The sequence below is a fragment of the Mesorhizobium sp. Cs1321R2N1 genome (assembly GCF_037179725.1).
Classification (GTDB): domain Bacteria; phylum Pseudomonadota; class Alphaproteobacteria; order Rhizobiales; family Rhizobiaceae; genus Mesorhizobium; species Mesorhizobium salmacidum.
Map to the genome: position 1 here is coordinate 15,454 of NZ_JAPYKP010000025.1, position 11,764 is coordinate 27,217.

The 11,764-nt window shown below is 62.8% G+C and carries 10 protein-coding genes; 9 read left to right on the plus strand and 1 reads right to left on the minus strand.

Translation table 11 applies throughout. The features are described from left to right. Positions 1-52 precede the first annotated feature (52 nt). The 9 genes from O7A61_RS09620 to O7A61_RS09660 all read left to right on the plus strand — a co-directional run bounded on the left by O7A61_RS09620 (position 53) and on the right by O7A61_RS09660 (position 10,692). Entirely contained in the window at positions 53-1,252 is a 1,200-nt protein-coding gene (locus O7A61_RS09620; RefSeq protein ID WP_337129512.1) for a 2-aminoethylphosphonate--pyruvate transaminase, read from the plus strand. Between the two features lie 23 nt (positions 1,253-1,275). After that, entirely contained in the window at positions 1,276-2,535 is a 1,260-nt protein-coding gene (gene phnA, locus O7A61_RS09625; RefSeq protein WP_337129513.1) for a phosphonoacetate hydrolase, read from the plus strand. A gap of 140 nt (positions 2,536-2,675) precedes the next feature. Then, positions 2,676-4,133, plus strand: coding sequence for a phosphonoacetaldehyde dehydrogenase (phnY, locus tag O7A61_RS09630; RefSeq protein WP_337129514.1), 1,458 nt, complete (start codon positions 2,676-2,678; stop codon positions 4,131-4,133). Between the two features lie 72 nt (positions 4,134-4,205). Next, complete coding sequence (gene pbfA / locus O7A61_RS09635; RefSeq protein WP_337129515.1) at positions 4,206-5,564, plus strand: (R)-1-hydroxy-2-aminoethylphosphonate ammonia-lyase; 1,359 nt, start codon at positions 4,206-4,208, stop codon at positions 5,562-5,564. 2 nt (positions 5,565-5,566) lie between these two features. Next, positions 5,567-6,577: an NAD(P)-dependent oxidoreductase gene (locus O7A61_RS09640; protein ID WP_337129516.1), complete on the plus strand. Its 1,011-nt coding sequence runs from the start codon at positions 5,567-5,569 to the stop codon at positions 6,575-6,577. Positions 6,578-6,832: 255 nt separating this feature from the next. Next, entirely contained in the window at positions 6,833-7,864 is a 1,032-nt protein-coding gene (locus O7A61_RS09645) for a 2-aminoethylphosphonate ABC transporter substrate-binding protein (protein ID WP_027145258.1), read from the plus strand. 32 nt (positions 7,865-7,896) lie between these two features. Next, complete coding sequence (locus O7A61_RS09650; RefSeq protein WP_337129517.1) at positions 7,897-9,042, plus strand: ABC transporter ATP-binding protein; 1,146 nt, start codon at positions 7,897-7,899, stop codon at positions 9,040-9,042. Continuing rightward, entirely contained in the window at positions 9,035-9,892 is an 858-nt protein-coding gene (locus O7A61_RS09655; protein ID WP_337129518.1) for a 2-aminoethylphosphonate ABC transporter permease subunit, read from the plus strand. The genes O7A61_RS09650 and O7A61_RS09655 overlap by 8 nt, the downstream gene beginning before the upstream one ends. A 2-nt stretch (positions 9,893-9,894) precedes the next feature. Then, a complete protein-coding gene (locus O7A61_RS09660; protein ID WP_337129520.1) occupies positions 9,895-10,692 on the plus strand; it encodes an ABC transporter permease subunit in 798 nt (265 codons plus the stop codon). 338 nt (positions 10,693-11,030) lie between these two features. Here O7A61_RS09660 and O7A61_RS09665 read toward each other — a convergent pair whose 3' ends face one another. Further along, the gene (locus tag O7A61_RS09665) at positions 11,031-11,756 is read right to left on the minus strand and encodes an invasion associated locus B family protein (RefSeq protein ID WP_337129521.1); all 726 of its coding nucleotides are present in this window, start codon (positions 11,754-11,756) and stop codon (positions 11,031-11,033) included. Between the last annotated feature and the right edge of the window lie 8 nt (positions 11,757-11,764).

Genomic DNA, 11,764 nt, shown 5'->3' on the forward strand with positions numbered 1-11,764 from the left:
ATTCGGACCAAGAATTAGGCGACATCGAAAAGCAGATCTTGCGGAGGACAATATGCTCGCCGAGACGAAATTTGCCGCGGAGCCGCTGGCCAGCCCGGCGCTGGGTGAGCCGTATCTGCTCACCCCGGGACCGCTCACCACGGCTTATTCGGTCAAACAGGCTATGCTGCGGGACTGGGGGTCCTGGGACGGCGACTTCCGCGCCATGACATCAGACATGCGCCGCCGCTTGTTGGCGCTGACCGGCGATGCCCGTGGCGAGTTCGATTGCGTGCCGATGCAAGGCAGCGGTTCCTTCTGCGTCGAAGCGATGCTGGGTTCGTTCGTGCCCAGGGACGGCAAGGTTCTGGTTCTGGCCAACGGCGCCTATGGCCTGCGCGCCGCGCAGACCATGCAGTATCTCGGCCGAGCCTACACGCTGATCGACAAGGGCGACTACCTGCCACCGCGCGGCGACGAGGTGGCGGCAGCACTTGAGGCCGACGGCGCCATCACGCATGTGATCGCGATCCATTGCGAGACAAGTTCCGGCATCCTCAATCCCGTCGCCGAGATTGCTGAAGCCGTATACGCCAAGGGCCGCAAGCTGCTGGTTGATTCCATGAGCGCCTTCGGTGCCATCCCACTCGACGTTAACGAGATCCGTTACGAGGCTATGGTCTCGTCCGCCAACAAATGCATCGAGGGCGTGCCGGGCTTCGGCTTCATCATCGCCCGCAAGAGCGAGTTCGAGGCCGCCAAGGGCCGCAGCCACTCGCTGTCACTCGACGTCCACGCGCAGTGGGCGCACATGAACAAGACAGGCCAGTGGCGCTACACGCCGCCGACGCATGTGGTCGCCGCCTTCCTCGAAGCGTTGCGCCAGCACGAGGGCGAGGGCGGCGTTGCCGGCCGTGGCGCCCGCTACACCAGGAACCGCGACGTCATGGTGGCCGGCATGCGTGAGCTCGGTTTTGAGACATTGCTGAACGATCGCTGGCTGTCGCCGATTATTGTCACCTTCTTCAACCCGGCCCACGCCAACTTCGCCTTCGATCGGTTCTACGACCTGATGAAGGACAAGGGCTTCATCATTTATCCAGGCAAGCTGACCGCCGTCGATAGCTTCCGCGTCGGCTGCATCGGCCAGATGGACGAACATGTCATGCGCCGCGTCGTCGAGGCGGCGGCTTTCTCGTTGAATGAAATGGGCGTCGACACCGCCGCTCCACCCGCCGCGGCAATCGCCGAGCGCGCCAAACTCGCCGCCTGAAGCGGCAGATTTCGAGGATTTCGATGAACCAGATCTCTCCCATCAATGTCGCTGTCAATGGCCGCACCTACGCCTGGCCGCGCGTGCCGGCCATCGCCATCTGCCTTGACGGCTGCGAGCCGGCTTATCTCGACGAGGCAATCCATGCCGGGCTGATGCCGGCCCTAGTCAGGATCAAGGAGAAGGGCACGGTGCGCTTTGCACACTCGGTCATCCCGAGCTTCACCAACCCCAACAATCTGTCGATCGCCACCGGCCGCCCGCCATCAGTGCACGGCATCTGCGGCAACTATCTCTACGAGCGCGAGACCGGCAAGGAAGTGATGATGAACGACCCGCGCTTCCTGCGTGCGCCGACCATTTTCCAGGCCTTCTACGATGCCGGCGCCAAGGTGGCGGTGGTCACCGCCAAAGACAAGCTGCGTGCGCTGCTCGGCAAGGGGCTTGCTTTCGATGAAGGCCGGGCGCTGTGTTTCTCGGCCGAAAAGTCGGACACCACCACCAAGGCCGAGCACGGCATCGACAATGCGTCGAAGCATTTCGGGCTGCCGGTGCCGGAGGTTTATTCGGCCGAACTGTCGGAATTCGTCTTCGCCGCCGGCGTCCAGTTGCTGAAGGAGTTCCGCCCCGACATCATGTACCTGACGACCACCGACTATGTGCAGCACAAATACGCGCCCGGCGTGCCGCAGGCCAACGCCTTCTACGAGATGTTCGACAAGTACCTGACCGAGCTTGATGCGCTGGGCGCTGCGATCGTCGTTACCGCCGACCACGGCATGAAGCCCAAGCACAAGGCGGACGGTTCGCCCGACGTTGTGTATGTCCAGGACCTGCTCGATGAGTGGCTGGGCAAGGACGCCGCGCGCGTCATCCTGCCGATCACCGATCCCTATGTCGTGCATCACGGCGCGCTTGGCTCGTTTGCAACCGCCTATCTGCCTGATGGCGCCGATCAGGCCGGCATCATGGCGCGGCTGGCCAAGGTCGACGGCATCATGCTGGTCGTCGACAGCCCGACGGCCTGCGAGCGCTTCGAACTGCCGGCCGACCGGATCGGCGACATCGTGCTGATCTCGACCGAAAACAGGACGATCGGCACCAGTGAACACCGCCATGATCTGGCGGCGCTCAACGAACCGCTACGCTCCCATGGCGGCCTGACTGAGCAGGAAGTGCCTTTCATCGTCAATCGCGTGCTGCCGGACCTGCCGAACGAACCGATCTTGCGCAACTTCGATGCCTTCTACTACGCCACCATGGCGGCGGCGCTGGCGGGCTGAGTGCCACCGTCGACCTCCACTCCGCCTCGCTTCGCTCGGCACCTCTCCCCCGTCGATCGGGGGAGAGGTGGCCCGAAGGGCCGGAGTGTGGGTTCGATCCTCCGCCGCGCCGCGTCCAAGAATCTGCTGGAGCAGAGCACATGACCAAGCTTGACCCTGCCATCAAAGTTCGCCACGAGCCGATGCGCATCGCCGGCAAGGAAGTCGATGCCGACGGCGTCGTCGAGGTGCGCTACCCCTGGAACGACACCGTAATCGGCACAGTGCCGGCTGGCCGCGCCGAGCATGCGCGCCAGGCGTTCGAGATTGCTGCCGACTATAAGTCCAAACTGACCCGCTACGAGCGCCAGCAGATCCTGTTCCGTACAGCTGAAGCGCTGGCGTCGCGCCGGGAAGAAATATCCGATCTCATCACGCTGGAACTCGGCATCTCCAAGATCGACTCGCTCTATGAAGTCGGCCGCGCCTATGACGTCTTCACGCTGTCGGCGCAAATGTGCATCCAGGATGACGGCCAGATATTCTCCTGCGATCTCACCCCGCATGGCAAGGCGCGCAAGATCTTCACCACCCGCGAGCCGCTGAAGGCGATCTCGGCGATCACGCCCTTCAACCATCCGCTCAACATGGTCTCGCACAAGGTGGCGCCGGCGATTGCCACCAACAATTGCGTGGTGGTGAAGCCGACCGAGCTGACGCCGATGACGGCGCTGCTGTTGGCCGACATCCTCTACGAAGCCGGCCTGCCGCCGGAAATGCTGTCGGTGGTGACCGGCTGGCCGGCCGACATTGGCAACGAGATGATCACCAACGAGAATATCGACCTGATCACCTTCACCGGTGGTGTGCCGGTAGGCAAGATGATCGCCCGCACAGCCGGCTACAAGCGTCAGGTGCTCGAACTCGGCGGCAACGATCCGCTGATCATCCTCAACGACCTCTCCGACGCAGATCTGGCCAAGGCAGCCGATCTCGCCGTTGCGGGTGCCACGAAAAACTCCGGCCAGCGCTGCACCGCGGTCAAGCGCATCCTCGTCCAGGAAAGCGTCGCCGATCGCTTTGTGCCGCTGGTGCTTGAGCGGGCGAAGAAGATCCGTTTCGGCGACCCGATGGATCGTTCGACCGACCTCGGCACTGTCGTGCATGAGAAGGCGGCGGCGCTGTTCGAGGCGCGTGTCCATATGGCCGCCGAGCAGGGCGCCGACATTCTCTACAATCCGGGCCGGCAAGGCGCGCTGCTGCCGCCGATCGTCGTCGATCGCGTTCTGCACAAATCCGAACTGGTGATGGAAGAAACCTTCGGACCGATCATTCCGATCGTGCGCGCGCCGGACGATGACGAGGCGCTGATCGCACTCTCCAACTCGACCGCCTTCGGCCTGTCGTCGGGCGTCTGCACCAATTCCTTCCCCCGTATGCAGAAATACATCGTCGGTCTACAGGTCGGGACGGTCAACATCTGGGAAGTGCCGGGCTACCGCATCGAGATGTCGCCCTTCGGCGGCATCAAGGACAGCGGCAATGGCTACAAGGAAGGCGTCATCGAAGCGATGAAGAGCTACACCAATGTGAAGACATTTTCGCTGCCCTGGTCCTGACCGGACCATAGCAACCGGCAGACCAACCGAGGGGGCATTTCACGCTCCCTCATTCGCGTTTCGGAGACCATCATGGCCACGATATCTGAGCTTGTGCATACCGAGGGCGATTCCAACACCACAGCGGCGCGCGGCCGCTGGGACGCACGCCAGGACGATCCGCGGATCCGTGGCCTGCTCGATCGCGATGCTGCCGCCTTCATGCATCAGAGCCTGTCCAGTCCCTGCCTGTCGACGATCGCCAAGGCTGAAGGCATCTGGATCGAGGACACCGCCGGCCGCCGTTTCATGGATTTCCACGGCAACAGCGTGCATCACCTTGGTTACGGCCATCCAAGGTTGGTCGCCGCGATCAAGAAGCAGCTCGACGAGCTCTGCTTCGCGCCGCGCCGCTTCACCTGCGAGCCCGCTGTCGAACTGGCCGAAAAGCTGGCAGCACTTGCGCCCGGTGATCTCGGCAAGGTGCTGTTCACTACTGGTGGCTCGGACGCCATTGAGGTGGCGCTGAAGATCGCGCGCGCCGCGACTGGCCGCTTCAAGACAGTATCGTTCTGGGATGCCTTTCACGGCGCCGGCTTCGGGGCGGCGAGTGTCGGCGGCGAGGCGACCTTCCGCTCCCACATCGCCGGACCCATGATGACCGGCACCGAGCATGTCGCGCCCTGGGACGGCTATCGGTGCCCGTACGGCCACGATTCGCTGGAAGCATCCGGGCTCGCCTGCGCCAACATGCTCGCTTACGTGCTTGGCCGCGAACAGGACGTGGCGGCGGTCGTCGCCGAGCCGATGCGGGCGACGCCCAACCCGCCGCCGCCCGGCTTCTGGAAACGGGTACGCAAGGCCTGCGACCGGCACGGCACACTGCTGATCTTCGATGAGATCCCGACCGGCCTTGGCAAGACCGGAAAGTTCTTTGCCCACGAGCATGATGGCGTGACGCCCGACATCGTCGTTCTCGGCAAGTCTCTCGGCGGCGGCATCCTGCCGATCGCCGCCGTCATCGCGCGCCGCGACCTCGACGTCACCGGCGGCTTTGCCATCGGTCACTACACCCATGAGAAGAACCCGGTGACGACGCGCGCGGCGCTGACGACGATCGACATCATCCTGGAGGAAGGACTGGTCGATCGTTCGGCCGAGCTTGGCCAACATATGCTGGGACGCATGCAAGACCTGATGACACGCTCGCCCCATGTCGGCGACGTCAGGGGCAGGGGGCTCATGGTCGGTGTCGAACTGGTCGAGGACCGCGTTACGCGCCAGCCCGCGCGCGACCTCGCCGAGAGGATCTTCTATACCTGCCTGGAGCAGGGCCTGAGCTTCAAGGTCAGCCAGGGCAATGTGCTGACGCTGTCGCCGCCGCTGGTCATTTCGAAGACTGATCTCGACCGCGCTCTCGATAGTGTCGAACGCGCCGTGCTGGCCGCCTGATCGTGAAAGCCATCCGCACAGATCGGGAACTTGAGTGTCCAGGGATCGACGCCGGCCTGCGGGCAAGAGGCGTCGATCTGGTGACGCTGCCCGACGGCATTCCCGAAGCTGACCTGATGCAAGCTGTCACCGACGCCGATCTTCTGCTGATGTGCTACACGCCGATTACCGCGCGGGTGATCGAGGCGGCTTCCAGATTGAAGGGCATCGTCAAATATGGCGTCGGCGTCGACGCCATCGACATCCCTGCCGCGATGCGGCGCGGCATCCCTGTCGTCAACGTACCGGAATATGCCGAGGAAACCGTCGCCGAAGGCGCCTTCGCCCTGATGATCGCGCTGGCCAAGCGGCTGCCGGCGATTACGTCCGCAATGTCGCGCGACGGCTGGATCTGGCCCGAGCAGCTCTGGCTGGGGCGAGACATTTCCGGCGCCACGCTGGGGTTAGTCGGCTGCGGCAAGATCGGCCGCAGCATGGCGCGCATGGCCGGGCAGGGATTTCGCGCCCGGGTTCTTGGTTTTGATCCCGGTGTCGATGCCGCAACCATGCGTGCCGCCGGCGTCGAGAAGGCCGATAATCTCCGCGCCATGCTGCGGGCCTGCGACTTCATTTCCCTGCATTGTGTGCTGAATGACAAGACACGCGGACTGATCGGCAAAGCAGAGCTCGCCTGCCTGAAGCCTTCCGCCATCATCATCAACGTCTCGCGCGGCGCGCTTATCGATGAGCGGGCGCTTGTCGAGGCGGTCGTTGCCGGGCGCATCGGTGGCGTAGGGCTCGACGTTTATTCGGCGGAGCCGCTCTCCAAGTCGGACCATCCGATGCGCGCGCTTTTCGATCGCGACAACGTGATCCTTTTTCCGCATCTCACCTTCTTCACGCATGAGGCGATGCGCAGGCTCGAGGACGACACGCTGGCGCGCTGTTTCGAGATCCTCGAGGGCCGGCCAGTGATCATCCGCTCGCAGGATCCGCGTTTGCGGGCTCAGACATCGGGCGTCTTATTCGGCTGATAACGGATATATTTCCAATCAGATCGTCCACTCCGCGCAGCCGCGACCGCACCCACGACAATGATGCGACACTTCCAAGACAAATATCAGAGGAAGTTTGGCTCTCATAAAATAAATAGATTTTACTTATCGATCGCTAGTCCCCAGAGTTGACACAACGACGACATCCACCAGCGCTACAAGGCCGGAAGGTCCCGACGGCGCGATCGTCCTAGTGCATCGCAGAATGTGCCATCAATCACAGGGGAACTGATCATGAAATCGCGCAATGCAACCATCGTTACGGCCTTTGCCGCGTCGTTATTGGCGTCCTCGGCTCTTGTTGGACCGGCATTCGCCGACGGCGTTGTCACCATCTATTCCGCCGACGGCCTGCATGACGGCAATGGCAGCTGGTACGAAACCGAATTCGCCGCCTTCACCAAGGCCACCGGCATCACCGTGCAGTATATCGAGGCTGGCTCGGGCGGTGTCGTCGAGCGTGTCGCCAAGGAGAAGTCGAACCCGCAGGCCGACGTGCTGGTGACCTTGCCGCCCTTCGTCCAGCGCGCGGCCGCCGATGGCTTGCTGCAGGACTACAGGCCGCAAGCCGCCGACCAGATCGACGGCGGCACCGACAAGTACCGGCCGCTGGTCAACAACTACATGAATTTCATCTACAACAGCGCCGTGCTTTCGGAAGCGCCGAAAAGCTATAACGATCTGCTCGATCCGAAGTTCAAGGGCAAGATCCAGTATTCCACGCCCGGCCAGGCCGGTGACGGCACCGCCGTCATGCTGCAGATCATCCATGCCTTCGGTGGCGAGGACAAAGGCTTCGAGTTCATGAAGAAGCTGCAGGACAACAATGTAGGCCCGTCCGCTTCGACCGGCAAGCTGACCGCGCTGGTCAACAAGGGCGAACTGCACGTCGCCAACGGCGATCTGCAGATGAACATGTCGCAGATGGCCGACAACCCGAATATCAAGGTGTTCTGGCCCGCCGGTCCTGACGGTGTGCGCTCCACTTTCGCACTGCCCTATGAAATCGGCCTGGTCACTGGCGCACCCAATGCCGACAATGGGAGGAAGCTGATCGACTTCCTGCTCGCCAAGGAAGCCCAGTCCACCATAAGCTCGGTAGCGCTCGGTATGCCCGCCCGCAAGGACGTGAAGCCGGATGACGCCAACTTCGCCAAAGCGCAGGAGGCGATGAAGGGTGTGACCGTCTGGGCTCCCAACTGGGACGAAGCGCTGAGCAAGCTTCCCGACTATGTCAAGAAATGGAACGAGGCGACCGGAAGCTGACACCCGGGGGCAAAAATCCGGAGGACCAAGCCATGTCGGCCGTCGCCTTTACTGGTACCAGTGTCATGGACATCGACGCCGCGAAAATTCGCGGCGCCGGTTCCAACGTCCACTTCGACAAGGTCAGCGTCGCCTATGGCGCACATGTCGTCCTGCATCCGCTGACCCTGGATATTGCGCCGGGTGAAATCCTGGCGATGATCGGGCCTTCGGGTTCCGGCAAGACCACCGCCCTGCGCGCCGTGGCCGGGTTCGTGCGCCCGGCAAGCGGCCGCATCCGCATCGGCGCGGCCGATGTGACGGATCTGCCACCCTACGAGCGCGGTCTCGGCATGGTGGTGCAGAACTACGCGCTGTTTCCGCATATGCGGGTCGAGGACAACGTTGCCTTCGGCCTCAGGGCACAAGGCGCCGACAAGGCGTTGATTGGCGAACGGGTGAAAGAAGCGCTCGCCACCGTCGGCATGGCGACTTTTGCCCGGCGTTATCCCCGCGAGCTTTCGGGTGGCCAGCAGCAGCGCGTCGCGATTGCGCGTGCTTTGGCCGTGCGGCCACGCGTGCTGCTGCTCGATGAGCCGCTTTCGGCGCTCGACGCGCAGATCCGCCGCAACATGGTCGAGGAGATTGCCCGCCTGCACCGCAGCCTGCCTGGCCTGACGATCCTCTACGTCACCCATGACCAGACCGAAGCGCTGACGCTTGCCGACAAGATCGCCATTATGCGCGACGGCAGGGTCTGTTCGCATGGACCGACAACCGAACTCTACCGTCGCCCGCCAAACCGTTTCACCGCTGAGTTCCTCGGCCGTGCCAACCTTCTGCCGGTGACGGTCGCCGAACCTGCCGGGTCGAAGGGCTTTGCCACGGCAAGGCATCGCGACGCGGTGCTGACAGGTGCCGGCCGCGATGAGAAGGCCGGCGACAGGAGCCTGCTCTGCATCAGGCCGCAGCATCTCAGCCTGACCGCCGACAGCGAGCATACCAACCGCATCGTCGGTAGGTTGAGGGAAGTGCACTGGCAGGGCGAACTCACCCACCTCGTGCTCGATGTCGACGGTACGCCGGTGCGGGTCTCGGCAACGAAACTGCCTGTCGCCTTGCCTGAACCCGGCGCCGAGGTGCCATTGTTCTTCGCGCCCGCCGACACCTCGCTCCTTCCGGAAGACGCCGGTGGCTGAGGCGGTCGCACTTTGCGCGCCGGCGATCAGGAGAGAACCCGGCAAGTTCTGGATCGTACCGCCGGCGGCCCTGCTGGCGCTGCTGTTCTTCTACCCCCTGGCGCTCATCGCCCGACAGGCCTTCCTCGACGACAGCGGCGTCGCCAATGCCGCCGAGATCATCCGCGTCCTGCATTCGCGCTTCTTCCTCAACGCGCTGATCAACACCGTGACGATTTCGGTCACGGCGACGGCCGGATGCCTGATTGTCGGCCTCGTGCTGGCGTTGATCCTTGCCTTCGTGCCATTCCCCGGCAGCGGCTTCATCGCCCGGCTGATCGATACCTTCATCGCTCTTCCTACCTTCCTGGTGACGCTTGCCTTCACCTTCCTCTACGGTTCCGCCGGCATGCTCAACTCTGGGCTGATGGAGGCCTTCTCGCTGCCGCTGCCGCCGGTCGATTTCCTTTATTCGACCTGGGGCGTGGTGCTCGCCGAAGTCACCGTCTATACGCCCTTCATCCTGCGGCCGCTGCTAGCCGCCTTTTCGCTGGTCGATCGCGGCCAGATCGAAGCGGCAAGCGTGCTTGGCGCGCGCCCGTTTCGCATCGTTCGCCAGGTCATCTTGCCGGCCGCGATTCCGGCGCTCATCGCCGGCGGAAGCCTCTGCCTGTTGTTGACCGTCAATGAATTCGGCATCGTGCTGTTCATCGGCGCCAAGGGCGTCATCACTCTGCCACTGCTAATCTACGGCAAGGCAATCCAGGAATCGGCCTACCAGGTTGCCTGCATCATAGCCGTCGTCAACATCGCGCTGTCGCTCGGGTTGTTCGGCCTCTACCGTTTCGCCGCCGGTCGGTTGGGAGTCTAGCCATGCTGGTCTGGTCGCGCCCTGGTCGCATCGTGTTGTGGCTGCTTTTCGCGCTGCTGTTCGGCGTGCTGTTCCTGGCGCCGCTCGCAGTGATCCTGCTGTCAAGCCTAGCCGACCAATGGAACGGCGTGCTGCCGAGTGGCCTGACGACGGAGCACTACACCGATGTCATTTCCGGCTCCGCCGGTAGAGCGGTAAAGGCCAGTCTGGTCACTGGTTTCCTGGCCAGCGCACTGGCGCTGGTCAGCGGCACCTGGGCAGCATTGTCGCTGCGCCTCCAGGGTCATGCCTTGCGGCGATTGCTCGGCCTTTTGTTCTTCATCCCCAGCGCGGTGCCTTCGGTGTCCGTCGGTCTTGGCATGCTGGTGGCGTTCAGCCATCCGCCGCTGCTGCTCAACGGCACGGTGGCAATCGTCATGATCGCGCATTTCGTGCTGATCTCGGCCTTTACATTCGGCAATGTCTCGGCCGGCTTGGCACGGCTCTCGCCCGATTTCGAGCAGGTGGCGTCGAGCCTTGGAGCGCGGCCGGCATATCGGCTCTGGCATGTCACGCTGCCGTTGCTGGCGCCCTACCTGGTCGCTGCCTTCGGCTTGAGCTTCGCGCTGTCCATGGGCGAACTCGGCGCCACCGTCATGGTCTATCCGCCGGGCTGGGTGACGCTTCCGGTGTCGATCTTCAGCCTCACCGATCGCGGCGACATCTTCGCCGGTGCGGCACTCACCATGATCCTTGTGGCGGCAACGCTGGTCCTGCTGCTCGGGCTGGAGCGCATCACCGCGCGCGCGACCGGCGCATAGGCCGGCGTCCAGAAAATCAATCGAGGTGCTTCGTAAAGTGGCGAAGCGCTTCAGTTAATCAGAGCGTCTCTTGCTCGGGTAGCCAGACCAATATTTTTTGAGGCGATTTTCACTTTGAAATCTTTCGGTACCGCAAGAAAGTAAAAACCCATCTAATCAACGCTTAGATGGGCTAAAAACAATCGAGTGGGAGTGATTCAGGCCTACGCAAACGCCGCCGAAATTAGGTCGATTTCCGCCGTGACTGTTTGAAAACAAATACTTCGGTGAAGGCATTCGCAGATCGAAAGGCATCCGATTCGTGGACCGAGGCGGTCCCGAAACAAACGACGAACCCCCTATTTGATCCATTCCAGCTTGGCAAGCGCGGCGGTGAAGCCGGCCAGCGACACCGGGATGGTGACCGGTTTGCGGGTGACCGATTCCATGCCGATGTTCAGATTGGTTCCCGACTTCATCGCCTTGACGAGTTCCGGCGGCAGCGGGGTGGCGGCATAGGCGCCGTTCTGGTCGCTGGTCTGGATGGCGATGGTCATCTTCTGCCCCTGGTCGATCTGATAGCTGGCGCCGGACGGCAGGAACAGGCCGTGCGGCAAAGCGAGCAGCATGGCGAGGCTGCCATTGGCATTGTCGCGGCGCACGGTCACGGTAAGCACGCGCTGTCCTGTCTTGGCCTCGGTCAGGTTCTGCGACACCTGGCATTGAAGCTGGGTATTCGCCGAGCCGCTGGAGCAGTTCACCGCCCAGGGATTGGCGTCGGTCGGCTTTGACTGGGCCGGTTGGGGCTGGGCCGGCTTGGCGGCGGCATCGGCAAGTGCGGGTCCGGCGACCGACAAGATCAGCCACAGAGCACCAATACCCGCGGCCAAGCCAAAAGTATTAGCTCTCGCTAAAGCAACGATCATGTTCTTTTTGCCCCGGCTGGTATTTCCCGCAGTACGGCTTGATACAACACTCCAACCCTGCCCGGAAGCCAGGAATCCGGCCAAGTAAGCCGGCAAATCTACTGTGTCAATATTGCCACAGGGAAGAATTTTGGAGGACGATAACAGCAGCCGGATCATTAGGGACT